21 protein-coding genes are annotated in these 24,973 nt (G+C 60.5%); 9 read left to right on the top strand and 12 right to left on the bottom strand.

Annotation, left to right across the window (positions count from 1 at the left end; translation table 11 throughout):
* The first annotated feature begins 239 nt into the window (after positions 1-239).
* Positions 240-632 (top strand): YciI family protein, encoded by a 393-nt coding sequence (locus DES53_RS12690; RefSeq protein WP_113958652.1) that lies wholly within the window; start codon positions 240-242, stop codon positions 630-632.
* A 32-nt stretch (positions 633-664) separates the two neighbouring features.
* Here DES53_RS12690 and DES53_RS12695 read toward each other — a convergent pair whose 3' ends face one another.
* Together DES53_RS12695 and DES53_RS12700 are read right to left on the bottom strand one after the other, a co-directional pair.
* Positions 665-1,246: a hypothetical protein gene (locus tag DES53_RS12695; RefSeq protein WP_147263381.1), complete on the bottom strand. Its 582-nt coding sequence runs from the start codon at positions 1,244-1,246 to the stop codon at positions 665-667.
* A gap of 29 nt (positions 1,247-1,275) precedes the next feature.
* Positions 1,276-1,905, bottom strand: a complete 630-nt coding sequence (locus DES53_RS12700) for a hypothetical protein (RefSeq protein ID WP_113958654.1) — start codon at positions 1,903-1,905, stop codon at positions 1,276-1,278.
* 285 nt (positions 1,906-2,190) lie between these two features.
* Between DES53_RS12700 and DES53_RS12705 the strand changes: the two genes are divergently transcribed.
* A complete protein-coding gene (locus DES53_RS12705) occupies positions 2,191-2,376 on the top strand; it encodes a hypothetical protein (RefSeq protein WP_113958655.1) in 186 nt (61 codons plus the stop codon).
* Positions 2,377-2,496: 120 nt separating this feature from the next.
* Here the strand turns inward: DES53_RS12705 and aroE are convergent, their stop codons facing one another.
* Positions 2,497-3,342 carry a shikimate dehydrogenase gene (aroE, locus tag DES53_RS12710; protein WP_113958656.1) on the bottom strand — a complete coding sequence of 282 codons (846 nt, stop codon included), beginning with the start codon at positions 3,340-3,342 and terminating at the stop codon, positions 2,497-2,499.
* A gap of 321 nt (positions 3,343-3,663) precedes the next feature.
* Here aroE and DES53_RS12715 point away from each other — a divergent pair, with 321 nt between their 5' ends.
* On the top strand, positions 3,664-4,110 hold the full coding sequence (locus tag DES53_RS12715) for a hypothetical protein (protein WP_113958657.1): 447 nt from the start codon (positions 3,664-3,666) through the stop codon (positions 4,108-4,110).
* A 209-nt stretch (positions 4,111-4,319) separates the two neighbouring features.
* Positions 4,320-4,619, top strand: coding sequence for a hypothetical protein (locus DES53_RS12720; RefSeq protein ID WP_113958658.1), 300 nt, complete (start codon positions 4,320-4,322; stop codon positions 4,617-4,619).
* Between the two features lie 139 nt (positions 4,620-4,758).
* Here the strand turns inward: DES53_RS12720 and DES53_RS12725 are convergent, their stop codons facing one another.
* The 3 genes from DES53_RS12725 to DES53_RS12735 all read right to left on the bottom strand — a co-directional run bounded on the left by DES53_RS12725 (position 4,759) and on the right by DES53_RS12735 (position 8,121).
* A complete protein-coding gene (locus DES53_RS12725; RefSeq protein ID WP_113958659.1) occupies positions 4,759-5,343 on the bottom strand; it encodes a hypothetical protein in 585 nt (194 codons plus the stop codon).
* A gap of 191 nt (positions 5,344-5,534) precedes the next feature.
* Positions 5,535-7,574, bottom strand: a complete 2,040-nt coding sequence (locus DES53_RS12730) for a hypothetical protein (protein WP_113958660.1) — start codon at positions 7,572-7,574, stop codon at positions 5,535-5,537.
* Between the two features lie 214 nt (positions 7,575-7,788).
* The gene (locus tag DES53_RS12735) at positions 7,789-8,121 is read right to left on the bottom strand and encodes a hypothetical protein (protein WP_113958661.1); all 333 of its coding nucleotides are present in this window, start codon (positions 8,119-8,121) and stop codon (positions 7,789-7,791) included.
* A 155-nt stretch (positions 8,122-8,276) separates the two neighbouring features.
* Between DES53_RS12735 and DES53_RS12740 the strand changes: the two genes are divergently transcribed.
* Positions 8,277-9,551, top strand: a complete 1,275-nt coding sequence (locus tag DES53_RS12740; RefSeq protein WP_113958662.1) for a M14 family zinc carboxypeptidase — start codon at positions 8,277-8,279, stop codon at positions 9,549-9,551.
* Between the two features lie 131 nt (positions 9,552-9,682).
* On the opposite strand, the gene DES53_RS12745 is transcribed toward DES53_RS12740, so the two are convergent.
* The 4 genes from DES53_RS12745 to DES53_RS12760 all read right to left on the bottom strand — a co-directional run bounded on the left by DES53_RS12745 (position 9,683) and on the right by DES53_RS12760 (position 14,592).
* The gene (locus DES53_RS12745; protein WP_113958663.1) at positions 9,683-10,555 is read right to left on the bottom strand and encodes an alpha/beta hydrolase; all 873 of its coding nucleotides are present in this window, start codon (positions 10,553-10,555) and stop codon (positions 9,683-9,685) included.
* Between the two features lie 185 nt (positions 10,556-10,740).
* Positions 10,741-12,186 carry a hypothetical protein gene (locus DES53_RS12750; protein ID WP_211325533.1) on the bottom strand — a complete coding sequence of 482 codons (1,446 nt, stop codon included), beginning with the start codon at positions 12,184-12,186 and terminating at the stop codon, positions 10,741-10,743.
* A 91-nt stretch (positions 12,187-12,277) separates the two neighbouring features.
* Positions 12,278-12,688, bottom strand: a complete 411-nt coding sequence (locus DES53_RS12755) for an acyl-CoA thioesterase (RefSeq protein ID WP_113958664.1) — start codon at positions 12,686-12,688, stop codon at positions 12,278-12,280.
* 269 nt (positions 12,689-12,957) lie between these two features.
* On the bottom strand, positions 12,958-14,592 hold the full coding sequence (locus tag DES53_RS12760) for an arylsulfatase (RefSeq protein WP_113958665.1): 1,635 nt from the start codon (positions 14,590-14,592) through the stop codon (positions 12,958-12,960).
* A gap of 652 nt (positions 14,593-15,244) precedes the next feature.
* Here DES53_RS12760 and DES53_RS12765 point away from each other — a divergent pair.
* Together DES53_RS12765 and DES53_RS12770 are read left to right on the top strand one after the other, a co-directional pair.
* A complete protein-coding gene (locus DES53_RS12765) occupies positions 15,245-18,223 on the top strand; it encodes a PVC-type heme-binding CxxCH protein (RefSeq protein ID WP_113958666.1) in 2,979 nt (992 codons plus the stop codon).
* Positions 18,224-18,255: 32 nt separating this feature from the next.
* Positions 18,256-19,569 carry a Gfo/Idh/MocA family protein gene (locus DES53_RS12770; RefSeq protein WP_113958667.1) on the top strand — a complete coding sequence of 438 codons (1,314 nt, stop codon included), beginning with the start codon at positions 18,256-18,258 and terminating at the stop codon, positions 19,567-19,569.
* A gap of 64 nt (positions 19,570-19,633) precedes the next feature.
* Here DES53_RS12770 and DES53_RS12775 read toward each other — a convergent pair whose 3' ends face one another.
* The gene (locus tag DES53_RS12775) at positions 19,634-19,843 is read right to left on the bottom strand and encodes a hypothetical protein (RefSeq protein WP_113958668.1); all 210 of its coding nucleotides are present in this window, start codon (positions 19,841-19,843) and stop codon (positions 19,634-19,636) included.
* A gap of 436 nt (positions 19,844-20,279) precedes the next feature.
* The gene (gene pheT / locus DES53_RS12780; RefSeq protein WP_113958669.1) at positions 20,280-22,682 is read right to left on the bottom strand and encodes a phenylalanine--tRNA ligase subunit beta; all 2,403 of its coding nucleotides are present in this window, start codon (positions 22,680-22,682) and stop codon (positions 20,280-20,282) included.
* A 224-nt stretch (positions 22,683-22,906) separates the two neighbouring features.
* On the opposite strand from pheT, the gene DES53_RS12785 reads away from it, so the two are divergent.
* Positions 22,907-23,791 carry a hypothetical protein gene (locus DES53_RS12785; protein ID WP_113958670.1) on the top strand — a complete coding sequence of 295 codons (885 nt, stop codon included), beginning with the start codon at positions 22,907-22,909 and terminating at the stop codon, positions 23,789-23,791.
* Between the two features lie 35 nt (positions 23,792-23,826).
* Entirely contained in the window at positions 23,827-24,930 is a 1,104-nt protein-coding gene (locus tag DES53_RS12790; protein ID WP_113958671.1) for an HTTM domain-containing protein, read from the top strand.
* Positions 24,931-24,973 lie beyond the last annotated feature (43 nt).

Here is a 24,973-nt window from a genome sequence, read left to right on the forward strand (position 1 = left end):
CCGTGCCCTCTATGGTGAAGGGGAGGATGACCTCGATTTTCCCACCTGCGAAGACTGTGGTGTGATTCGTGGGAAGAGGCACCAGCTTGGGTGTGATCTCGAACCTTGCCCACGGTGCGGCGGGCAGGCAATCACGTGTGGCTGCTTCTACGATGACGATTGATCCGGCGATTGCAGTTGTCGTTTTGTGCCACGCTTCTGCGCTTGCGTGAGGGAGGCGCAACCTCCACACTCGCCGGATGAGCGCACCAGATACCACCGCTGAATACCTCGTCATCTCTCGCGGACAATGGGACAAAGACCTCTCGCCCGAGCGCATTCAAACGGCCATCGATGATTTCTATGCGTGGATTGAGGGCTTGATCGGTGAGGGAAAGATGAAGGGCGGGCAGCGCCTGTCGGATCAGGGCGCGACGGTTTCCAAGAGCGGCATTCTCACGGATGGCCCCTTCGGTGAGTCGAAAGAAGTGATTGGAGGTTACTGGTTTTTTCTGGCGAAGAGTTTGGAAGAAGCCGCTGCGCTCGCCGCAAAGAATCCCTGTCTGCAATGTGGACTGTTCTTTGAAGTGCGGCCTGTGGAGAATGCGAAAGCCAATGCGTTCGTGAAGATGACGGAGACACCGCAGGGGTAGGCACCGCCTTCCAAACTGAGGTGATGGTGCAGCTACGAGCGCGGTACCGCTTTGGGGAGTTGCACGGGTATCCGGCATTCCCTCTCGATATAGAATACCTCAAAGGGATCGCGAAGTTTCTGGGGCATGAAACGCAGAGACAAGGGCTTGCGTAGCAAGATTCCCAACTGCCGGACAATGCGGGGCTGCCATGCATACTGAAAGCAGAGGCCATCGCACCAATTGGGAACTGGCTGCTCAGGGCGCAGACGTAGTGGAATTGGCTCTGTGCCTTTGATGCTTTCGCCTGCTTTCATCAGGTAGGTAGAGCCAATATATCCTGGGCCAAGGCGCGCAAAGGGAACACCGTTCCAGTCTCCCCGGCGCGCAAATCGATGGAATCCTGGTAAACACAAGTCTCCACCTCCTCTGTCGAGCTCGATGGGAAACCACGACTCATTCCTGATCTCGTAGTGCATCAAGTGCTTCCCATCCTTTTCGATGGTGATGCTCTCAATCCGAAACGTCAGCGGATCCCGGGAGAAGGCTTCGGCAACATGGTAAATCAACATGCCGGTGACCACCGTGTAGAAGACTATGCGAGCGATGGTTATGGCTCGCCGGGTGGTATTCATGGCTCACCGTGCCGCGCCCGCTTGCTGCCTTAGGGCACGCTTGCTTTGTTGGCGTCTTTGTTGGCGTCCCCACTTTCGCTGGCGGTTGCTGCAGCTCCCGGCATGGTCACGTCCACGTTTTTCACGCGGCCTTTGCGCGGCTCGGTATGCCAGAAGAGGCTGGCGAGCCATGAGTCGGGAACGAATCCGGCATTTTCATCCAGCCAGCGGAGCATGGTGCGGACCTCATTCTGACCACGGACGTTCCAATCATAGCTGAAGGTGTGAATGTCTTCCGCATTGAGCGGCTGCGGGCCGTAGAGCTTTCCCTGGTAGGTTTGTCCGGGCGTCAGGCGGATGACGACGGATTCGACCTCCGACGCGGGCAGGAAGGCGGTGTTCGCGTCCTTTGCCGGGAGGAGTATGGAGGTGGTGGGCAGGAACTCGATGGGGAAGATGCTGGTGTTTTTCACCTCGCACTTCAGCGTGGTGGCGCCGCTGCCGCTCGGAATGATGCGCGCATTTGGGCCTGTGAGATCCCCGGCAGCCGTGGGCTCCTGGCTGGCAATCTGGAAGGTGAGTGGGTCCTCCACGTTGAGGGCAATGACGAGGACTCCCACGGCGGCGATGAAGGCCAGTAGCAGGAGAGTGAGCAGCACCTTGACAAAGCGGCGGAGCATGGCGCCGATGATACACGGACATCCGGAAGAGAAAAGTGGAAAGCGCGACACATGCCGCCGGGAACCGCTGCAACAGATGCTCCCTCTCCTCGCTCCGACCAGTCGGGCTGGACTTGTGACGGTATCCTGCCGGTCTGGAAGCGCATGGAGGCAACAAGGGAGGGGACGCAGGGATGTCCAACAGATACAGAGTGTTATGGTGTAGGAGAACGTACCGGTGGAGCGACCGGCATGCCCTGCGCAAAATCGGTTGCGTACCATGATGGATCTGGGATATGGTGTGATATGGCTACGAAGAAAACAGCGAAGAAGAAGGCCGGATCACGCCACGGCATGCGCGCTCCCGGCAAGACGCAGACGAGCATCACCCTTTCCGAGGATCTGCTCGACCAGGCCCGCGCCGTTGCCGAGCAGGATGGACGCAGCTTGAGCAACTGGCTCGAGCAGCTCATCCGCAAGCGCCTGTCCTAGGCTCTGCCTCCTGTCCTTCTGGTTCCGTCGTTTCCCGGGCAGCACCTGGTGCAGGTGCTGCTGCTCGGGAATGCATTTTTTGGTGTGCGGCAAAGGGCCGCCACCCTTGCCCTTGGGCTATCAGGCAGTGAATACCTGCTCCAGCACCCGGCGCATGACGTCTTTGTCTGGCTCGACCCCCGTCCAAAAGGCGAAGTTTGTCGCAGCCTGATTCACCAGCATGCCGAGTCCATCGAGGATGCGGCAGCCACGTGCCTCCGCCTCGCCGAGGAACAGGGTGCGTGGGGGATTGGGAATCACGTCCGCCACCACGGCATGCGCAGGAAATGAGTCCGCCTGCACAGGCACGCGGGCCTGCCAGTCCGGGGCCAGGCCAATGGAGGTGGCATTCACCACCACATCCGCATCTGCCGGGAGGGGGAGGTTGCCTTCCCACGGGATGAAGGACGCTTTCGCATCGGTCTTCCCGTTGACCAGGTCCGCGAGTTCCTGGCCGCGCTCCCGGGCACGATTGGCAATCGTCACTCGCGTGGCTCCGGCGAGGGCGAGCTCCACGGCAATGGCTCGTGCAGCGCCGCCCGCCCCCAGAATCACCACATGCTTGCGGGTGGGATCCACCACCGGGGTCAGGCTGTGCAAGAAGCCCTTGCCGTCCGTGTTCTCGCCTATCCATCTGCCGTTACGCTTCACCGCGCAGTTCACAGCACCGATGATACGTGCGCTTTCTGCCAGGCCATCCAGATGCTCGATGATGGCGACCTTGTGGGGCAGGGAGCAGTTGAAGCCTACATATCCCTGGGCCTTCGCGCCGCGCACTGCGTCCGCGAGCAGTTCCGGCGGCACATCCATATTGATGTAACGGTAGTGCAGACCGTGGTGCGCATACGCCGCCTCCATGATGGCCACGGTGGGATTGTCCGCGGCAGGTTGGGAGAGGGAACCGGTGAGCGTAGGCAGGAAGTTCATGGAAGCCTCACGGGTAGGCAGGCACGGCGAAAAGCAAGGGGGAGTTTTTTGGAAGTGGCTTGGGGTTGGGCTGCGCCATCACGCACCATTTTTCCCTTTGGCAGGGGACGAGGACACGCAGGTTTCATCCCGGAATGCAAAATGAAAAATGAGAAGTGAAAAATGCAAAATGACTGAGGCACACCTCCAATTTGCATTTTTCACTTCTCATTTTTCATTTTGCATTGAACTGCGTCGCTGAGGCCTTGATCCAGCGATGCTCCTGCCTACGGGCTGTTGTGGAGTGTCCTATTTCCTATCCATCTGTATCATCACCCATCCATGCCTTCTGTCCCCGCCACGATTGTTCCCGGTTATCAGGTCGCTTCCGGTACCAATGCAAATCCGAGATTTCCGGGTGGCACGTTGCGCATGCAGTTGCCGTTTTTCGAGACGCTGGGACTGGACCTGTCTGGGTATCACCTGGCCACGCTGAATCTCTCCATCGCTCCCGCTCGCTACGAAGTGGTGAAGCCGCGCCTCACCTTTCGCTCAGTGAAGTGGCATCCCACGGAGCCGGCGGAGGACTTTTCGTTCTTCGATTGCAATCTGCATCTTTCCGGGTGCGAGCCGGTGCCTGCGCTCATCTATTATCCCCATCCCGAGACCAAGCCGGAACATTTCCAGCCGGATGATCTGCTCGAAGTGCTGGCTCCCTTCATCAAGGGCATATCGTATGGCATGCGGCTCGTTCTGGAAGTGCCGGAGGAGCAGATGTGGGTGGGATAGCTCCGGGTACACATCAGAGCTGCTGAAGATTGAAATCCAGGCAGTTCAGGAAGGCTCAAGAAATTTTTCACCCCGCCTGAATAAGTCTCGCGGACCTCCCGTCGAACGCGGCAACCACCCCTTTGGAGCGTGCGCTTCGAACCCCCCGGTGGCCGCTGTGACCGGCAGATGCATCCGGCCGCCATCACATCTGCAAGAGGATCACCGTCATGAAAAAATTCGCCATCATTGCTGCTGTTGTCGCCGGGTTCCTTGGCGTCACCGCTGCCGCGGAAGCGGGCTATTACACGAAGCGTTGCGTGGGCTACGACCACTGCGGACGCCCTGTCTACCGGACCGTCTATGTGGAAACCTGCGCGCCGAGATATTCCGGTGGGTACTACGGAGGTGGCTACTACGGAGGCGGTGGAGTCTCCTTCTACTACAGCAGCGGGCGGTCCTACTGCGCGCCGCGATACTACAACAACTGCCGTCCGTCCTACGGTTACCGCTACGGTCGTTGCCGTTAGCCGTCAGTGCCCTGCCACGTGAGTGGCAGGATGCATGACGATGGTGGTGGCAACTGCTCACGGTGCATCAGAACATGATGCACCGTAGTAGATAGACGCGCGAGCTTGTGGGATGCAGCCAAGGGGGCCACGTGTCCGCTTACACCGCGAGGCGGAAGCCCAGGACGGCGTGTGCCAGGCTCATGAGGAGCAGGGATACGGGAAGCGGCGCAAGGCACAGCAGCAGTCCCACCAGCGCGGGCGCGCGCGGAGTGTCGCGCATAAGCGCGGGCACCCCGGCCGCAAAGGCAAAAAGCAGCCCCACCAGCGTGAGAGCAAGCACGAGAGCGCCCCAGCCGACAAGGCGCATCTCCGACTCCGGCTCCACGAGGAACACCGGCATGGTGAAGAACACACTCGCGCAGGTGACGATGGCTCCGAGAATCTGAGCCACACGGGTGAGCGGCTTTTTGCTCCAAGGTATCAGGCCTCTCAGTGCCAGACCCAGCCCGAGTACCAGCACTGCCACTCCCAGAGGCCACATCAGATGGTGATCATAGAGCTTCTCATAGAGAAAGATGCCAGTCTTTCGCGAGATGCCATCGGCCCGGAGTTGTCCACTGGACTCGTATACCAGCGGCTTGACCAGAGGTTCCCACTTCGAGGTGGCAAGCGGTGCGGTAAAAAGCAGCAGCCCGAGGAGCGCCAGAAGGATTCCGATGAAGTGATGCAGGCGGAGGCGCATTTGGCAGGGGCGGTGGCTGTTCTTCTCAGTGCGTGTGGGGTGATGCAGAGGTTACGAACCACCGGGCATGCGCGGTCGCGCCATGAAGCATCCTGCCTGCATGTCAGACGTGCGCAATTCTGCAAGATGCATTTCGGCATCTTGCCTGGAACGAACGAATACCGGCTCTCCGGCGCGTGGGTACCAGAAGCCTATTTTGGCTTCGTGAAGACAGAGCACAGGCGGTCCCATGCGCCCACGATGGAGCCGAACATGCCGCGCCCCTTGGGTGCGGGAGACCACTCTGAGGGAGTGGTGGGCATGACGACCGGAGCAACCACGGGCTCGAACATGGGAGCGTCCTTGGGAGGCTCTGCCTCCGCCTCTGGGGCGGCGCCCTTCGCGCCTCCTTTGGAGGCTTTTCCGATTTTTGAGATGGGACCCGTGGGTGTCTTTGGAGTACTGGGTACACCTCCGACGGAAAAGGGGTCGACGACCGGTAGCTTTTCCTTGGGCTTTTCGCTTTCCTTTTCGGCCTCTGGCGCGGAATTGGGTCTGCCGAGCAGAGAGTTCAGCGGTGTGTGTACGGGCAGGGTAAGAGGGCCGCTGAGTGGGGCATTGGCCGGAGCCACCACCGGGGTGATGACGGGCTCTGCGATGGACGCCTGCGGGGTTGGCTGTGGAGCAGGGGCGATTGAGGGAGCGACGCCGGGGGTAGGTTGAGCCTGAGGCGCTGCGGCGGGAGGGTTTGCAGCTGATGGCACCGCAAATGCGCTCAAATTGGGCGCAGCGGGGATGGCCGGAGTGGCCGCGACAGGGGGCGCACTGGGAGCAGGGGGCACTGGCGCAGGTGCCACATAGGTGTGGGTGGCAGGAGTCTGGGGTGCTGCCACCTGAGCAGGAGCATAGGCCGGAGGCGCGGAAGCAGCGGGAGGCAGACTCGTGGGTTGCGGAGCAACCGCCGCCGCCGGAGCTGCGGTACCCAGCAGTGAGGCTGCGACTGCAGGGATGCTGGTGGAAGGCGTGATGGGTGCTGCAGGCACTGCGGCGACCGGAGCCGCTATGGGCGCTGGGGCGGGGGTGTAAGTCGGTGCGGCTGGAGCAGGTGTGGCCGCCGGGGCACTCACGGGCACCGGAGCTGGAGCTGGTAGTGGCGCAGGCTGAGGCGTCGACGCAGATGCTGCTGTGGGAGCTTGCGGATACGCGTATGAGGAAGGGGCCGCTGTGGGGGCGCTTGCAGGTGCAGGTGCAGGCGCCGGAGCAGGTGTGTACACCGGCGCCGGCTGCGGAATGGCTGCTGGCGTGGAAGGCGGCGCTGCCGGAGTGCTTACTCTCGCCACCGCTGGCGTGGTGCTTTGCGGTGTCGCGGCCACGGGCGCTGCAGGATAGCTGGCCGCAGGCGCAGGTGAAGCAGGCGCGCTGGCAGGAGCAGCCGGATACACAGGAGCCACTGCGGGTGTGGCCACGGGTGCAGGTGTAGGTGCGGGAGCTGGTGGAGCCTGCGGCGCCGGAGCAGGGGCGTATGCCGCCGGGACTGCTGCAGGAGTAGTGCTGACAGGCGGTGCTGCCGGTGTGCTCACGCGTGGCGCAGCAGGCGCGGCTGTCACGGGCGCTGCCGGAGTGGCCGCGGCCAGTGGCACGCTCATGGCGGGAGCCACGGAGGAGTGCACTGGCGCGATCACGGGCGCATTCAGCGGCGCGATGACCGCGGCCGCAGGCATGCTCACCGGGCGCTCAGGCACACGCACAGGGGTGCTGGGGCTCGCAGGTACAGGTGCAGGAGCTGGCGCGCTGCTGCGAGGCTGGCGGCGCATGCCTTGGGACATGAGTCCCAGTCCGGCGAGGAACGACTCCAACTGCTGGCTGGTCTGCCCTTGGTCCAGCTGCCACACGGGAATGACTTGCTGCTCGGCGAGCACTTTCTCAAACCAGCGCGGGGTGGCCATGCCGGACTTGTCCTCCAGGAGGCACACGAGCACCGGCTTGGAGAGTTCGATGGCCTGGAGAAATTGATTCACCACCAGCTTCGAGTCGAGCGCCGCGCGTGAAGCGAAGAAGATCACCGCGACTGCAGAAGAAACCTTGCGCTCCCTCGCGAGTTGATTTTCCTCGGCGGAGAGCTTGGAATGCGGGAACGGGCCGGGATGGCCGCACTGCAAACCATACTCGTCCTGAAGCACGGATGTCCACGGCCACACCTTGTCGGTGTCAGCGGCGGCATAGCACAGGTGGATGTGACGCTGGGACTTCATCGATCAATAGGTGTGGGGAGCACCAAAGGGGAGGTTTTATGCGCCCGGGTGTCAGACCGTGCGCAACACTCTATACTCATTTGCAAAGAGTTCTACAAGCTTGAACGCTGCCTAGGCCTGCTACGGATCAGCCACACTTGATGATTTGAGCGGATCTTCAGCTTCCGCATTGTCCTCGCTTGCAAAAGCGTGAATCTCCATTTGCGACAACGCTTTACCGTTCCTCGTTCTCTTCCAGTGCCGAAGCTGGCACGCCATGCCCGGCATGGACATCGACCTTTTTTATGATGCGTTTCAGCAACTGCCCCCGCTCGCCCTTGCCCTTCTCCGTGAGGACCAGCAGCTTGGCGTCAATCTGGTCTTGCACGTCGAGCGCGCACCTCGCCCAAGGCAGGGTGATGGTGTGATCGCCTTGTACCAGCAGATCGTAGCGGATGAGTCCCTTGATGTAAGCATTCCAGCTCGGGTAGCCCAAGGCCCTGGCACGGAGTTCCGCCGCCTCAGCGAGACAGGCAGGCAGCTTGGTGGAGCGGGTGTGTGAGGCCATGCGGATCTGGAGGTGAAAAGGGACCTGCCTATTCTCCGAAAAAACGGCGGAATGGCAAATGTGTTCGTGTGAACATATGTTGTTTTTTTACCTTTCGCTGAAGGCGTCTGGCATTGCATAAAGTCGACCTTCTCCACACGTACGAATGCGCTCCCATGAATCCATTTCCTCCTTCCTCTCTGCACTTCCTGGTTGTCGTTTTCGTGTTTGCGATGGGGTGGCTCACTCACCCGATGCAGGCGCTCACCGTGGAGTCTGATTTCGAGGGTGCCTCAGTGCGGGTGATGCATGTGGATGCGGGAAGTCAGACGGTGCAATTCATGCCGGGTGGCGATCCGAAGCGCGGATGGCCGTGCTGGTGGTGCTTCCGCGTGGAGGGACTGGACCCACGCAAGCCACTGACCCTGCAACTCCACGCGTCCGACCTGCCCATGCCTCAGGCAAACGGAGTGCCCTCGAACAAGCCCCTCTCCGCCGACTGGGCCATGCCACTGCGCGCATCGTTTTCGCCAGATGGGAAGTCCTGGAAAAAAACTCCGCTGGGCGTGCGGGCGGAAGCCGTGATGACCTACACCTTTCCCGTGGAGGGGACCAGTGTGCTGGTGGCTTGGGGGCCGCCCTTCACGCCCTCGAGTGCGGCGGAACTGGTGCGCCGGGTGGCGGATTCCTCGGCCGCTGCGGAAGAGCGTGAACTCTGCAAGTCACGCGAGGGGCGTACCGTGCCCATGCTCCGCGTGTGCGAAGGTGACCGTGTGGAGGCGCGGCGATTTGGCATCTGGGTCCAGGCAAGGCAGCACGCGTGGGAGAGTGGTGCGAGCTGGGTGTGTCAGGGATTCACCGAGTGGCTCATGAGTGACGAGAGCAACGCGTTGTGGCTGCGGCAGCACGCGGAGATCTACATCGTCCCCATCATGGACATCGACAACACCGCCACGGGCAATGGTGGCAAGGAGGCGCTGCCACAGGATCACAATCGCGACTGGACGGAAAAACCCAACTGGAACGAGGTGGCTGCCGCACAGACACACATCCGTGAGTTCGTGAAGGAGGGCCGCATGGATGTCTTCCTTGATCTGCACAACCCGGGAGCGAAGGACACGAAGGCATTCTTTTACGCGCTGCCTGACGAACTCGTGAAGGAGCCCATGCTCGGCAACCGCAAGCGTCTCTTCAGTCTCTCACGTTCGGAAGTTGGTTCGGTGATGCCGATGATGGATGGTCCGAAATATGACGGACCCAAGTACCATCCGCTGTGGCGTCAGATGAGCGGCACGTGGGTGACCATGAACGGGAATCCTCACACGGTGGCCGTGTGCCTGGAAACGCCGTGGAATATCGAGCAAAGCACCGTGGAAGGCTACAAGGCCGTGGGCGCGAAGCTCGGCGTGGCGGTGCAGCGGTATCTGGAGGAGGGGCCGAAGAAGGAGTAAACAGTATTCAGTAGGTCAGTGAGGAGTAAGCGGCAAGTAGCTCGCAGTTGGACTGGGGTTTCGAGTGGGTGTCCATTGCCGAGTACGTCGCTGTGGCCCGCTCCGCTACTTGCTGTTCACTGAATACTGACCTACTGCTTACTCTCTACCTTCCCCTTCAAGTGCTTGTCGAAGAACGCCACCACCATCGGGCGCAGGTCCTTCTGCTTCGGCTGTAGATGGAACGTGTGCGGGGCGCCTTCGATGATTTCGAGATGATGCTCGATACCCTGCTTCTTCAGCGCGGCGGCGAGGGTCTCTGACTGGCTCACTGGCACGGTAGTGTCCGCGGTGCCATGGAGGATGAGGATGGGCGGATCGTCCTTGTCGAGATGGGTGAGGACGGAGAATTGCTTGTAGAGCTCCGGAGCATCCTTGCGTGACTTGCGCAGGGCAGCGATGTCCTTCCAGTTTTCCAAGTCGGCGGGGCCGTAGAGGTCCACGGCGCAGCGTACCTTCGTGGAGTATTCGCCATAGGGGCCGGAGGGATCGAGGTCGGCACCGGTGACGGCGACCATCGTGGCGAGGTGACCGCCTGCAGACCCGCCGATGGTGCCGATGTTGTCCGCATCGAGGTGGAGACGCTCGGCATTCTTGCGCAGCCAGCGCACGGCGGTTTTGCAATCGTGGAGGTTCTGCGGCCAGGCGACATTCTTGCCGTCCTTCTCCGCAAGCACGTAGTCGATGCTCATGCAGACGTAACCATGCAGTGCGAGGGTGGTGCCGATGTTCTTTTCCCGCGTCGCATCCTTGATGCCGCCAGCCCATCCGCCGCCGTGGATGATGACGACGGCGGGATGCTTCTTGCCATCTTCCTTGGGGAGGTAGAGGTCCGCCTTCTCCTTCCGGTCCGGGCCGAGGTAGTCGATGTTCTTTTCCACGCGGACGTCAGGTGACTCCGTCTGGACCTGGGCGAAGACAGGCGTAGCGAGAGTGAGCAGGAGGAGGGTGCGTAGCAGGTGCATCAAGGATAATATGGGAAAGTTGCTGGCTGAGAACGCGTGCGGCTGCGCTTCCTTTCGGAAGTCAGCTCAGACTCCGAAGTTCCTCTGCGTCTCTGTGCCTCTGTGTTGAATCCAATGCAGCCTGCCGCACCCAGGAGTCATGGACACATCCCTTCCATGATGCTTCACATTGGTCCAGTGTGAATTCACTGCTTCGCCATCTCACCCAGCATCTCCAGCAGCGCCTTGGTAATCTTCACGGAGGCCTCGACTTCCAGGCGATTGGTGCCCAGCCAGGTTTCATAGCCGCCCAGCTTGTGATGCTCCGGCGTCGGCAGGTAGCCGTAGTAACCATTGGCAATCGAATGCGTGAATGCCGGCTTCAGCGGGCTCTTGGCTTTGAGCTCCAAGCCGGTCTCTACAAACGTCTCGCAAGGAATGCCAGTGACTCCAACATCACCCACACGGAAGGCCTGTACCGGGATGGGCAGGGTTTCTGGATAATTCGCGAGTTTCAGCGTGCGCTCGGCATAGATGACATCCAGCGCGCTCTTGCCCCCAATGAGACGGGGCTTGTCCACGAGTCCCTTGGCCCGATCCAGTTGTGCTGGAGTCGGACGTCGGGCGCCGAGGGTGAGCTCGCGAAAGCGGGCATCCAAAGGCACCCAATCATGATATTTGGTGATGCCCTGCAGTCCCTTGTACGCCGCTTGGGCGACTTCATCCGCCACCTGGCGCATGCGCTCATAGGGCAGTGACTTCGTTCCGGGCTTGCTGAAATCGATGTTGTTGATGTTCCCGCTGGTGCCGTTGCTGAGCAGGCCGACGAAAGGCGGGTCCTGCTCGCCCACGCCCATGAGCTCGCCAAGACGTTTGCAGAAGAGCGGGAAGTAGTCCGCGGAGACATGCCCATTTCCCACGCCGCCGACGTAGTGCAGGGAGTAGTTCGCCAGCACCGCGAGAGGTTTGCCATCGGCGGTCTGGATGGAGAGCATGGAGATCTCCGGATCTGTGGGGCCAGCGGGCTTCACGAGGTCCTTGCTGGCGCGGGGAGGATTCATCTTCACCTGGTCATACTCGCCGAAGGGATTCACCGGCACGGTGCCCTCCTTCATGAACCAGCGGCGGTTGAAGACGTGATTTGGTTCCTGCCCGGAACCCCAGCCGATGCGCGCGGGTTGCAAACTATTGAGAGCGCGTTTTACACCATCGGCGATGCGGCGGGCGACAAAAAGCTGATACGCATCCAGCGGGGGGCGTGGCATGCCGAGGCGGTCACTGCCCAGCGCGCTTGAAGCGGAGTGCGTGTGCGTGGCGGACATCATGAGGTGGGAGCGCGGAATGCCGGTCTCCTTTTCCACCAGCGAGGCCGCCTGCTCATACATGTCACGATCTGCGCCGAGCAGGTCGCACACAGCGAAGGCCAGTTTCGTCTCTCCATTGTCCAGCACGAGGCACCGCACATGCAGCTCATCATGAATATGTGTGGATGGCTCGGGATTGAAGCCGCCCACCACGAGCCCGCCAATCTCCGGTGTGATGTTGCTCAGGGCGGCCCCGGCACGGAGCTGTTTTTTCTCATTCTCCTTCTCCTGGGCGCTGAGGTTGGAGGCGATGGCGAGGCTGAGGAGGAGGGCAAGGAGTCGTTTCATGGGCGTCGGGGCGACCGCATCCTGCGGTATCACACCAACGCCCTACAGGCCCCTCTCTCGCGGGCCATGGCGCGCCCGGATTCAAAAGGAGCTAAATTGAGTATTTTTCGATGATCCAGTCGGGGATAGATTCCGGCTTGCCCGTGTCCAGTTTTACCATGGTAAAGACGCACCAGCCCACGCAGGCGGGGCGTCGTTTCTCTCCCTTCAACATCTCGAAACGCACTTCCACATCCGGGCTGCGAATGTCCTCCACCCACGTGCGCACCACAAAACGTTCCGCAATGCCGAGCGCCCGCTTGTACTCGAAATGGGAGGTCTTCACATACCAGCCAAGTCCTTGTTTCAGGAATTCCTCCATGCTCAATCCATAGCACCGCTCCATCTGATCAAAACGCGCCGCTAGCAGGTAGTCCAGATACCGGCTGCTGTGCACATGACGGAAGAGGTCGATATCGTCCGGACGGACCTGGAGTTCGGTTTCGAACTTGGTGTGATGCATGGGGAGAGGAGGGGAGTAGTCAGTAGTCAGTAGTCAGTAGTCAGTAGTCAGTAATCAGTAGTCAGTAATCAGTAATCAGTAATCAGTAATCAGTAATCAGTAATCAGTAATCAGTAATCAGTAATCAGTGGTCAGTGGTCAGTGGTCAGTGGTCAGTGGTCAGTGGTCAGTGGTCAGTGGTCAGTGGTCAGTGGTCAGTGGTCAGGGCTGAATACTGGTTACTGTACACTGATTACTGAACACTTGCTCCACAACCTCCTGCCGCGTTTTCACTTCCCTTGCACTTTTTCTTGGGCCGCATCCTCCGCATTCTTCTTGAACTGCTCATCCAGCCTTTTCCATTCGTTGTCCATGTCACGCACACGCTCCGGGTCCTTGTCGGCCAGGTTGATAGACTCGTTGCGGTCTTTGGAGAGGTCGTAGAGTTCCCAAGGTTTTGCAGGATCATCGCGGACGATCTTCCAGTTCGTCATGCGCAGGCCGCTGTTTCTCTCGTGATTGAAGTACAGGGATGTGCGGGTGACAGCGTCATCTTTAGTGAAGGCGGGGACAAGGCTCTTGCCTGGAAAGGGTGGAGCGGTGGCGTCGTTCCACTGGGGCTCTGCCTTCACGCCAGCCACGTCGAGGATGGTGGGCACGATGTCGATCACATGGCCAACGGTGTTGCTCAAATTGCCGCCACCAGCACCAGTGTGTGCAGGCCAGTGCACCAGCAGGGGTGTGGAGATGCCGCCTTCATGCACCCAGATTTTGTGACGACGAAAAGGGGTGTTGCATGCGGTCGCCCAGCCGGGGCCAAGGCAAAGATAGGAGTCGGCGGAACCCATGGGAGCGGCGGGATCGTTGCCATCGCCACGCACGAGAATCTCCGCGCTGGCTCCGTTATCCGAGAGGAAAAAGATGAGTGTGTTCTCCATCGCATTCATGCTCTTCAACTGCGCGAGTACCCGCCCAATCTCTTGATCCATGCGGTCGATCATCGCCGCGTGAATGGCCATCTTCATCGCTTGGAATTCCTTCTGCGGTGGAGTGAGGCTGTCCCAGGGCACGGCGTAGAACGACTCCGGCGCACCGAGTTTCCTCAGGGTATCTGGTCCTCCACTCGGAGCCTTGATGTCGGGCTCCGGTTTGGACAGAGGACAATGCACCAGGCCAATCGACTGTAGCTTTTCATAGCGGCGCTGGCGGATGACTTCCCAGCCTTCGAGGTACTTGTTCTTGTAGCGCTCAATGTCTGCAGCGGGTGCATGCAGGGGGAAGTGTGGCGAGATGTAGGCCAGGTAGAGGAAGAATGGATCGATGCTGTGCTGGGTGGCGTGTTCCTTCAGGTACTTGAGCGCGTAGTCGGTGATGGCGGTGGTGGCATAGTAGCCGTCTTCACGCTTCACCGGCGGCAGGTGCTTGTCGTCTTCCGTGTGATTCTTGGGATCAAAGAAGCGATTCTGCTCCTCCAGCGCGTAGCTGTGATCAAACCCCGCGTCCTGCACCTGGCGTGGCGCGGCGGAAACGTGCCACTTGCCGCTGTGGTAGCTGCGATAGCCAGCGGGTTTCAGGTATTGAGGCAGCGTGCGTGTCCAGTTGGGGAGTTTCCGTCCACGCTGCTGGGGATCCATGCGGACCTGCTGCGGATAGTAGCCGGTCATCAGCGCGGCACGCGTGGGCCAGCAACGCGCGGTGTTATAAAATTGGGAAAAACGAAGGCTGTTACTCGCGAGGCTGTCGAGATTCGGTGTGGCAATCTCGCTTCCGTAGCAGCCGAGGTCCGAATAGCCAAGGTCATCGGCAACGATGAGGACGATGTTGGGCTTGGCAGCCTCCGCGTTAGTTGATGCAAAGCCCGTGAACCCCAAGGTGGCAATCGCACCAAACAGCGGCGGTAGAATGTGGAAAGGTTTATCCAGCATGGATGGGAGGTATGGATGAGATGTCAGTCGTTGCAACGAAGGCAACTGGAGAAAGATTGCAGGGAGAAAGAGGGTAGACGAATTGGGCTTGTAAGGAGATAGAGCGCTCGCCCCACGGATTGGTGCATGCGTTCCCGTAAAGCGCATGAACGTCAGGTTAACGATTTGGAAGTGATGCCGAAGGCCTTGGACTGCGTGCAGCCTGCTGCCGCTTTCCTAAAGTGCAGCCTGCTGCACGCTCCATCGCGACGAAGTCGCCAAGCTTCTCGGGACACGTTATACTACGAGTGGTTGTCACCATCGCCACGGCAGGCTGTGGACTCTTCAAAGCGGCAGCAGGCTGCGCGCAGTCCAAGGACGCTGCGCGTCACAGCATCCGAATCAGTCGTGTATACCAGGTTCTTCTCTGGCGTCACACAGTTCTCTCAACTCTGACGTTCAAGCGCAAAGCGGTGCTTCGCATACGCACTCCAAAGCGCATTGCGCAAGTCATTGATATGTTGGGCGTGAGGGCGCCATGTGCCCTTGCTTCAGTCACGAGGTGTTCATGTCTGTATATGAATGTCGTGTCCGAAATGGCATAAAAGTCGTCCGAAGAATGAGGTCGTGTTTCCGCGTTGAATGTGGCGAAATAACTGGACTCCATTCCTGCATGAAACGCCTCCTTGTTCTGCTTCACTTCTGTGCGCTTGTCTCATTTACCCAAGCGGCGGATGGGCCGATTCGTGTCTTGTACGTGGATCCCTATGCCATTGAGCAGTCGACCCCTGGCCCGCTGCATGAGGCCATGGAGGCACTGGGCAGGGAGGCGATCTGGTTCGACTATGTGAACGACGACAAGCAATGCAAGACCGACCTGCTGAAGCACTACGACGTGGTGTGTGAACGTCGTAAGTCCGATGCCCCGTCGAAGCTCAACGCGAACGGCATTCTTGCGACCATCAATGGCCGGGTGCTGCGTGCTATTCCTGTGGAGGACCTGAACACCGCACAGGAGATTCGTGAGAAGGTGTTCGCTGCTCTGCTTCCAGAGCGCAAGGTCGCTTGGGAAGCCTTTCTCAAGATTCGCGAGCCGGAGAAGCGCGAAGCGAATCCAAACGTGGCGAACTATGAAAAGCGTCCGGAAGCCATCACCTACCAGTTCCCCATGAGTGTGAAGGCGAGCATGCAGCGCACCCAGGTGCCGGCGGATATGGAGTTGCAGCTCTTCGCTTCCGAGCCGGACATTGCCAAGCCCATCGCCATGGCGTGGGATCAACGTGGGCGATGCTGGATCGCTGAGACACGCGACTATCCCCATGGCTATGCCGACAACGGCGAGGGGCATGACACCATCAAAATCTGTGAAGACACGGATGGCGATGGCCGTGCGGACAAGTTCACCGTCTTCGCCGACAAGCTGAACCTTCCCACCAGTCTCGTCTTTGCCAACGGCGGTCTTATCATCACGCAGCCGCCGCGTCTGATTTTCCTCAAGGATACCAATGGCGATGACAAAGCGGATGTGCGCAAGGTGCTGATGGATGCGTGGGGTGTGCGTGACACCCATGCCCAGGCCAGCAGCCTCCACTATGGCATCGATGACTGGATCTACGGTTGCGTGGGCTACTCCGGTTTCAAGGGGACGGTGGGCGGCAAGGACATGGAGTTCGCCATGGGCACGTACCGATTCCGACCGGATGGATCCAGCATTGAATTCCTGCATCAGTTCACGAACAACGCCTGGGCGCACAGTGCGAACGAAGCTGGTGACCAGTTCGGTGGCACGGCGAATGGCGCACCTATCTTCTACGGCGGCATTCCGAATTCAGTCTTCCCGCAGGGGATGAGGCCTGTGACCGCACGGAAGATCAACGTGGTGGACAAGTGCCACGCCATCACCACGAACTATCGCCAGGTGGATGTCTTCGGCGGTTACACCTCGGCGGCAGGCAGCGCCTTCATAGAATCAGATCGCATGCCGGAGCGTTTCCGTGGCAAGGCCATGGTGTGCGAGCCGACGATGAAAGTCATCGCACTCATGGATGTGCAGCCGCAGGGTGCGGGTTATGTGGCGAAGGACTACATGAACCTGGTGGCCAGCACGGATGAGTGGATGTCGCCCGTGTTCGCGGAAGTCGGACCGGATGGCGCCGTGTGGTTTGCCGACTGGCAGAATTTCATCATCCAACACAACCCCACGCCGAGTCCCGAACGTGGTGGATACAAGGCGGAGACTGGCCCCGGTGGCGCGCATCTCAATGATCTGCGCGATCATGCGCGTGGCCGCATCTACCGCGTCGTGACGAAAGGAACAAATCCGAAGCCGGCTCAGCCTTCGTTGGACGGTGCGACGCAGTGGTCGAGGTTGGCTGCACAGCAGTTCACGAAATTCAGCACGCCTGTCGTACGTGGCACACGAGGTGAGGGCAATACCCCCATTCGGCCGGAGGATATCGATGGATTGCTTACAGAGGTGACGAAGTCGGTCGAGGCTCTCAAAGCACGAGTCACGGCGAATGACGGCAAGCTCTCCGCCCTGCACGCCCTGTGGATTCTCTCCCGCGAAGACGCGCTCGACGAGGCTACCCACAAGGTTGCCCTGCTCGCGAAGGATGCGCGTCTGCGCCGCAACGCCGTGCGTGCCCTGGGTGATGACAGCAAGTCACTTGCGCTCTTCTTCGGTACAGGCGTGGTGTCCGATCCGGACCCGCACACACGGCTCGCTGCATTCGTAAAGCTGGCGACCTTTCCCACGACACCGGAGATCAAGACGCTGGTGTCGCGCATCAGCTCGGATGCTACTTTGAAGCAGGACGAGTGGCTGGCAGACGCTCTGCGCATCCTGACGAAGAAGCACGGGGCAAATGCCTGGAAAGAAGGGCCAAACCTGCTGCCCAATCCCGGATTTGAGGAACTCGCGGAGAATGGCCTGCCGAAAGGATGGATGCGACGCGACTATGGCAGGAGACCTGGTAACGAAAAGGCTGAGTGGAAGGGGACGAGTGCTCCAGATCGCGCTCACGGTGGCCAGAAGTTTGTGCGCATCATCACGCGCGATGATGCGGATACCAGCCTGTATGCAGACGTTCCGCTCAAACCGAATACGCGGTACCGCCTGAGCGCCTGGGTGCGAGCGCACGCGCTGAAGGGCAAGGTGAGCCTGAATGATCACATCGGCCGTGCTGAGACGGAGAAGCTCACTGCCAAGGAAAGCGACTGGGTAGAGGTGGAGACCATTTTCGACAGCAAGGAACGCACAAAGGCGAGCATCAACCTGCTGCATGTGGCGAAGGGCGATGGCTACTTCGACGACGTGAAACTCTGCGAACTCCTGCCGGTGCAGGATGCTGAGGAGAAGGTACTGGCGGGCAGCGCGAAACGCGGGGAGGACATCTTCTGGAAACATCCCGTGGCTGCCTGCATGAATTGCCATGTGCTCGGCGGAAAGGGCAGCCCGGTCGGACCCGCGCTGGATGGTATCGCCTCGCGCAAAGACGAAGCCTATCTGTGGAAGAGCCTCATCGAGCCAAACGCTGTGCTCGCGGAAGGCTACACCGCCACTCCGGTGTCCCCCATGCCGCCGATGAATCTCATCCTGAAGCCTCAGGAGTTGGAGGACATCAAGGCCTTCATCCTTTCGCTGAAATAATCGGGCTGTCTCCAGCTTTCCTACGCACACGCATGAACTTGCATCCTTCCCGCCGTTCGTTTCTCTCGCAGATCCTTGCAGCCGGTGTGGCGCCATGCGTGGTGCCGGCCCATGTGCTGCGCGCGCAGACGGCGCCTTCCAACAAGATCACCCTCGGCGTGCTGGGCACGGGAGCTCAGGGCACGGTGGACATGCGTGCCTTCCTCAATCACGACGACGTGCGGGTGACCGCGCTTTGTGATGTGAACACGCGGAACCTTGAGCGTGCCAAGAACCACGTCAAAGAGCGCTACGGCAGTGCGGATGTGAAGGTCTACAAGGGCTTCCGCGAATTGCATCGCGACAGCTCCATCGATGCGATTCTCATGGCGTTGCCCGTGCACTGGCACAGCATTCCTGCAACAGATGCGGTGCTACAGGGGAAGCACATCTACCATGAGAAGCCGATGGGCATGTCCCTCGCGGAGTCCATGCATGTGCGTGCTGCCGTGAGGAAGAAGGGCGTCGTGTTCCAGTTTGGCACGCAGCAGCGGTCGGACCTGAAGTTTCGCTGGGCATGCGAGCTCGTGCGCAATGGTCGCCTCGGAAAGATGAAGGAGATTCGCGTGGGCGTGCCTGGCGGGAAAAAGGTTGCTGCTTTCGAGGAGCAACCCTTGCCGGACTTCGTGGACTGGGAGCGCTGGGTAGGACCAGCTCCATTCACCGCCTACAGCGAGAAGAAGCTGCAGCGTGACAATCACGAGAACATCACCAACTTCTCACTGGGCATGATCTCCTGCTGGGGCATCCATCATCTGGACATTGCCTCGTGGGGGAATGACACCGACGCCTCGGGTCCCATCCATGTAGAAGGCTCGGGCGAATACCCAGACGGTGGAGGCTGTGATGCGGTATTGAGCTGGAAGCTTCGCTATGAATTCGCGAAGGCCGCACCCATCACCTTTGTGAATGAAGGAAGGGAAAGTATCAGTCATGGGACCACCTTCGAAGGTGAGAATGGCTGGGTGCATGTGAAGCGCGGCGTCATTGCTGCAAGTTCACCAGAGCTGCTGCGCGATCCGGCGAACAAAGCCGGTGCGATGTCCATCAAGCTGCCTGAGAGCCTTGAGCACACACGGAACTTTGTGGACGCGGTGAAGTCTGGTGGCAGCATGAAACCCATCTGCGACATCGAGACCGCGGTGCGCTCAGACACCTTGTGCCAGCTTGCTGCAGTGGCCCTGAAAGCGAAGCGCGCCTTGAAATGGGATCCGGCTGCGGAGAATTTCGGCGAGGACTCGGAAGCGAATGCGTTGCTCGCAGCCCGGCCCTTCCGTGGTGAGTGGAAGTTGCCAGAGCTGGGGTGAGCGCTCTCGGGGGCGCAGTCCTGATTGAGGTTCGAGTTCGCGTGCCTTTCCACGCGAGCCACGACTATCTCCAGCCTTCGTAGAAGCCGATGTTCAGTCGACCGCCACGTCTTTCCGTCTGTTGTGCCAGCATCACCATGTCCGGATCGTCGTAGCCGGACTCGATGGGACGTGGGCGTTGTTGAGTGGCGCGCGTGGGATGCTGCGTAGTGGTGCAGTTGGCCAGCGTCATCGTGAGCATGGCGGCCGCGAGAAGGTAGGAGCAAGCTTTCATTGGCTGGGGGATAATGGCTGCTTGATGGGACGAGTGTACCATACAGGACGGTCTCGTCCATGAGACGTGGGTGCAAATCACGTGCCGCTTTAGCCTGGAAATGAAAGGCCTTTTGCACGATTGCGCGCACGTCCTTCATCCCTGCGGAAAAAAGAAAACCGCCCCGCCGGAGCAAGCTCAACAGCAGGGCGGTTTGAGTCCCACGTGTGCCGTCTGGGCAGCTGGCTGCCGTTCCCAAATAGAGCGACAGGGTGGGGGCCCGCTGGCAGGTACGTCTGCAGTCCAGTTAAGGCGTGGCATAAGCACCAGATGCGCAACCCCCGGTGCTTTCAATTATCGGTTCGGGCCATGTGCGACCCAAAAGACGAGCACTGCAGGAGAGTGGTTTCCGTTTCCGGAAAAATGGGGTGATGTGAAAAGAGCAGAAAGTCTGTTGTCAGCGAATGGTAGCGGGGAGCGTGCCAACCAGTGCCTTGAGCACCCGGCTGTGCGCCTCATCCACTTCCTTCGACTCCAATGTTCGATCTGTGGCGCGATAGGTCAAGCTCCAAGCCACTGACTTTTTGTCGCTTGCAAGCTTCTGTCCTGTCGGATCGGCGAAGACGTCAAACACTTCCGCGCCCGCGAGAAGCGGTTCCTTCTGCGAGGCGAAGAACGCAGCAATCTTGGAGGTGGGAAGATCCGCCGGCACTTCCAGCGCCACGTCACGCGTAATGCTGGGGTAGCGTTGCAGCTCGGTGAACTTCGCCGTGCCTTGTGCGCCTTGCTGCAGCGCGCTCAGGGAAAGCTCCGTGACATAAACCGGATGACGGGCATCGAGTTCACGCACGCGTGCAGGATGCACCTGCGCGATCCAGCCGAGGGTCTTGCTGCCACGTTTCACTTCGGCAGAGAGCAGCCAGCCTTCCAGCGGCTTGGGCACGAGTTCGATGCTGCTACCTGCGATGCCCGGAATGGTTTCCAGTACGCCACGCAGGTGGAACACATCCACGGCGGGACTTTCCTGCTGCGCCCAGCTGGAGGCTTCCGCAGGGCCGCTCATGAGAATTGCCACGCGTTCCTCTTCGCGATTGGTCCCATTCGGATTCATGAGAAACACACGGCCAATCTCGAAGAAACGCAGGCGCTGCAGTCCCTGGCGGATATTCAGCGCGGTGGTGGCGAGCAATCCGGGTACGAGACTGGGGCGCAGCGTGGTGTGATCTTCGCTGAGCGCATTGCGCACGGCCACGGACTTTTCCGGCGTGACTGGCTGGCCGAGCACATCCTTGAGTTGAGACGTGGAGATCAGGCGCAGGGTTTGCGCTTCGTAGAAGCCACGCTCCACCAATGCTTGACGCAGCGTCATGGTGAAGTCGTAGGTGCGATCCGTGGCCTGGGCAGGAGAGAAGGCGCCGGCGGCACGGCTGGGCACGCGGTCCAGCCCCACGACACGCGCGACTTCCTCCACGAGATCGATGGAGCGCTGCAGGTCGAGGCGATGCGACGGGATCTGCCACTTCGAGGAGTCACGTCCCTTCGCGCCCAGCAGCTGCAGGCCCAGAGAGGAGAGCACCTTGTGCATCTCATACCGGTCCAGATCCGGAATGCCGATGAGAGCCTTCGCCTTCAGTTCGTCGAACACGATGTCCTTCACCAGCACGGGCGCCTTGCCTGCGACGATCACTTCTTCGTCCGCTTTGCCGCCTGCGATCTCGACGATCAACTTCGTGGCGAGTGCGGAAGCTTCCAGCACACCCTGGGGATCCACGCCGCGCTCGAAGCGGTAGCTGGAGTCGCTGCTCAGGATGAGGCGGCGCGAGGTGCGGCGCACCTGGCTGGGGGTGAAGTAAGCGGACTCCAGCAGGATGTTCGCGGTCGTTTCCGTCACGCTCGTGGCGTTGCCACCCATCACACCAGCGATGGCTACCGCGCAGGCCTTGTCCGCGATCACGAGGTCATCTGTATTCAGCGTGTAGCTGTTGCCATCCAGCGCTACCAGACTCTCACCTTCGGAAGCGTGGCGCACGATGATGCCGCCCTCCAGCTTGTCCATGTCGAAGGCATGCAGCGGCTGGCCCACTTCGAGCAGCACGTAGTTGGTGATGTCCACCACGTTGTTGATGGGGCGCAGGCCCACGCTCTCCAGGCGGCGGCGCAGCCACTCGGGGCTGGGACCCACCTTCACGCCACGGATGTAGCGGGCGGTGTAGTAGGGGCACGCATCCGGAGCATCAAGACGTACCTGGCTCTTCGAAGCTTTTTCCTGCTCAGGCAGTTCGGGTGCCGGTGCGGACTTCAGTGCCTTGCCAGTGAGGGCTGCGAGTTCACGCGCGAGTCCGGAATGGCTGAGCAAGTCCGAGCGGTTTGGCGTGATCTCCAGATCGAACACCACATCCGGCGGTACGATTTCCTTGAAGAGGCTGCCCACTTTCAGGGCAGGATCCAGAATGAGCAGGCCGCTGTGGTCTTCGCCAATGCCGAGTTCGCGACCGCTGCACATCATGCCGTTGGACTGCACATCGCGGAGCTTGCCCTCCTTGATTTCGATGCCTCCCGGCAGCTTCGCACCGGGGAGGGCGAGGGGGACCTTGTCTCCCACCTTGTAGTTCTTCGCGCCACAGACGATCTGCCGCTTGGTGCCACTGCCGTCATCCACTTGGGCTACGCTGAGACGGTCGGCATTCGGGTGTTGCACCGACTCCAGGATCTGCGCCACCACGATCTTGTCCGTGTCCACCCCTCGCACTTCAATGCCTTCCACTTCAATGCCGGCAAAGGTCAGCAGATCGCGCAGCGATTCCACGGACGCATCGGCCAGGTCGAGGTGCGTCTTGAGCCAGGAGAGGGAGACTTTCATGAACGGGGAGAATCCAGAGTTGCGTCCCCAAATCGGGGGCGGGATCTCCGCGTCCAATTCTGGGGGGAAGATAGGTACGGAAGGCGGGGCTTTGGGCAAGGGGAAAAGCAATTCGCCGGGAGCAACCGGGTGGGGCGAGTGAGCCGGCCTTGACCTGTGCAACAAAGGTTTCACAATGACCCACCGGTGGGCGCATCGCAGAAATCCGCCGCTGCTCTTCAATCATGACCGGTCTCACTTCCACCCGCGATCAGGCACCGCGAGGCTCTCTCAAGGTGCATGGAGTTCCCTGGCTCCGGATGAAAGTGGGTATCAGTCTCCTGTTGGTGGCGCACTTCGCCACCATGCTGCTGATGGTGGGCACCACGGAAGGGGGGCGCTATACGGCCCCGCCGCTGCTGCAAAAGGCCGCCGTCCCCGCGATGCCGTACGTGCGCTTCCTCGGAGTGAACAGCGGCTACCGTTTCTTTGCACCGGATCCCGGACCTGCCACCTTGATCTGGGCAAGGATCGAGCGAGTCGATGGCAGCTCCGAATGGGTGGAGTATCCCTCAAGAACACGCCAGGCCTGGACGATGGCCTACCAGCGGGAACTTTATCCTGCCATGTTGCTGGGAGCTCAGGTGGCGCCATCAGATCTGGTGGTGGCGCCGGGACGTCCCCGCGTCACGGAGTTGGGCATTACCTATGCCATGGCCTTCGTGAGGCGGCTCGCCCGTCTCCATGGGAGCGCGGACAACCGGGTGGCCAAGGTGGAGCTTTTCTCCGTGTCCCACGCCATCCGTACACCGCAGCAGGTGCGCAGCGGGTGGGATGCGGAGGACTTGCGTCTCTACTTCCCCGTAAGCCTGGGCGCTTTTTCACCGGAGGGCGTGCCTCTGGACGGCGTGGTCCGCATGGGGCATGAGCGACCGGGCATTCTGGAGGTGGCAGAGCGTATGCTGCGTGAGAGCAGTGCCAGCGGTTCCGTCACGCAGCAGGCTCCCGATATGCCGGGTGCCCTCCGACGTCTGCTGCGGGAGCACCCGGAACTGAATGCTCCCGGCGACGAACGTCCCCTGCAGGAGCGCATTGGCACGGCGGTGATGAGCCGCGATGTCCAGCACTGACCGCGAGCGCCAGATAGATCATGAGATGACCTGAGATGAGCAATACCACCAACCAAGCGACATCCTCCCGTGTGTGGTGGCGTGACCTCTGGCATGCCTGGGATGCGTTCTGGTTTTCCGTGGCACATCCTGCTCCGCTGGCCCTGGTACGCATCCTCACCGCCGGTGTCCTGCTGTGGATTCACGCGGTGACGTGGACCCAGATCTCCGCTGTGGTGGGAGGCACTGCCTGGCTGGATCATCAGGCGGTGAATGAAGTGCGTCTGCTGGCGGAGGGAACCCACATGCGGGACTACCGCGATCCCGCTGGCCCTCTTGTGCCGCTTTCCGGCCCCCCACTGGATGATGCAGGAAATCTCAAGCGGGACGCCGCGGGCAATCCCGTGGCGCCGGTGAATCGGTGGTGGGGCACTTTCTCCCTCTGGCACCTGTTGCCGGAGTCTTCGCTCACGATCACTGTAGTGCAGGTGGGTTTGATGCTCGCGGCCACCTGCGCACTGTTGGGCTTTGGCACGCGATGGGCGCTACTTCTCACCTGGCTGGGTCATGTCAGCTATGTCCAGCGTGGCATGGTCATCTACTCGGGCATGGATGCGATTCTGCTGCTCCTGCTCCTCTACCTCAGTGTGGGATCGGCAGGCACCGTGTGCTCTGTGGATGCCTGGTTGCAGTCCCGGCGAAAGGGCTCATCCGGAATCGCCGTCCCCAGCGTTTCCGCCAATATCGCCCTTCGTCTGATTCAGGTGCATCTCTGCCTCATCTACTTCTGTGCCGGTGCGGCGAAGCTGCAGGGGCCGACGTGGTGGAATGGCACTGCGGTGTATCTGCTCATGATGAGTCCTGAGTACGGCGGTGTGCCAGTGGAGTGGATGGCCCGGCACGAGACGTGGTGGCAGTTCATCTCCCTGACCGGCGGTGCTTTCACGGTGGGATTTGAGTTGAGCTTCGCCTTCCTCGTATGGCACCCGCGTCTGCGTCCGGTGATGCTGATGGCGGGCCTGTTCCTCCATGCCATGCTGGCCGCCATCAGCGGGCTCGGTGCTTTCCAAATGACGATGGCTGCTGCGTTGATGGCGTTTGTCCCGGCTGAGATCGCGGGGCGGATGTTGCGGCAGCCCGTTTCCGTCGCACGCGGGTGACGTGAGGTGACGCCTGCACTTTTGTCGGGCTCACCTGTTGTCT

The sequence above is a fragment of the Roseimicrobium gellanilyticum genome, from assembly GCF_003315205.1.
Classification (GTDB): Bacteria; Verrucomicrobiota; Verrucomicrobiia; order Verrucomicrobiales; family Verrucomicrobiaceae; genus Roseimicrobium; species Roseimicrobium gellanilyticum.

Bases quoted from the DNA above. Each gene is read 5' to 3' on its own strand.
- DES53_RS12725 (WP_113958659.1), bottom strand. From the start codon at position 5,343: ATGCGCCTCCGCCTGCATCACTTCATCGGAATCCTTCTGGCGCTCCTC.
- DES53_RS12720 (WP_113958658.1), top strand. From the start codon at position 4,320: ATGAAAAAATTCGCCATCATTGCTGCTGTTGTCGCCGGGTTCCTTGGC.
- DES53_RS12690 (WP_113958652.1), top strand. From the start codon at position 240: ATGAGCGCACCAGATACCACCGCTGAATACCTCGTCATCTCTCGCGGA.
- DES53_RS12775 (WP_113958668.1), bottom strand. From the start codon at position 19,843: ATGAAAGCTTGCTCCTACCTTCTCGCGGCCGCCATGCTCACGATGACG.
- DES53_RS12770 (WP_113958667.1), top strand. From the start codon at position 18,256: ATGAACTTGCATCCTTCCCGCCGTTCGTTTCTCTCGCAGATCCTTGCA.
- aroE (WP_113958656.1), bottom strand. From the start codon at position 3,342: ATGAACTTCCTGCCTACGCTCACCGGTTCCCTCTCCCAACCTGCCGCG.
- DES53_RS12760 (WP_113958665.1), bottom strand. From the start codon at position 14,592: ATGCTGGATAAACCTTTCCACATTCTACCGCCGCTGTTTGGTGCGATT.
- DES53_RS12705 (WP_113958655.1), top strand. From the start codon at position 2,191: ATGGCTACGAAGAAAACAGCGAAGAAGAAGGCCGGATCACGCCACGGC.
- pheT (WP_113958669.1), bottom strand. From the start codon at position 22,682: ATGAAAGTCTCCCTCTCCTGGCTCAAGACGCACCTCGACCTGGCCGAT.
- DES53_RS12740 (WP_113958662.1), top strand. From the start codon at position 8,277: ATGAATCCATTTCCTCCTTCCTCTCTGCACTTCCTGGTTGTCGTTTTC.
- DES53_RS12730 (WP_113958660.1), bottom strand. From the start codon at position 7,574: ATGAAGTCCCAGCGTCACATCCACCTGTGCTATGCCGCCGCTGACACC.
- DES53_RS12750 (WP_211325533.1), bottom strand. From the start codon at position 12,186: ATGAAACGACTCCTTGCCCTCCTCCTCAGCCTCGCCATCGCCTCCAAC.
- DES53_RS12755 (WP_113958664.1), bottom strand. From the start codon at position 12,688: ATGCATCACACCAAGTTCGAAACCGAACTCCAGGTCCGTCCGGACGAT.
- DES53_RS12790 (WP_113958671.1), top strand. From the start codon at position 23,827: ATGAGCAATACCACCAACCAAGCGACATCCTCCCGTGTGTGGTGGCGT.
- DES53_RS12735 (WP_113958661.1), bottom strand. From the start codon at position 8,121: ATGGCCTCACACACCCGCTCCACCAAGCTGCCTGCCTGTCTCGCTGAG.
- DES53_RS12785 (WP_113958670.1), top strand. From the start codon at position 22,907: ATGACCGGTCTCACTTCCACCCGCGATCAGGCACCGCGAGGCTCTCTC.
- DES53_RS12745 (WP_113958663.1), bottom strand. From the start codon at position 10,555: ATGCACCTGCTACGCACCCTCCTCCTGCTCACTCTCGCTACGCCTGTC.
- DES53_RS12765 (WP_113958666.1), top strand. From the start codon at position 15,245: ATGAAACGCCTCCTTGTTCTGCTTCACTTCTGTGCGCTTGTCTCATTT.
- DES53_RS12715 (WP_113958657.1), top strand. From the start codon at position 3,664: ATGCCTTCTGTCCCCGCCACGATTGTTCCCGGTTATCAGGTCGCTTCC.
- DES53_RS12695 (WP_147263381.1), bottom strand. From the start codon at position 1,246: ATGAATACCACCCGGCGAGCCATAACCATCGCTCGCATAGTCTTCTAC.
- DES53_RS12700 (WP_113958654.1), bottom strand. From the start codon at position 1,905: ATGCTCCGCCGCTTTGTCAAGGTGCTGCTCACTCTCCTGCTACTGGCC.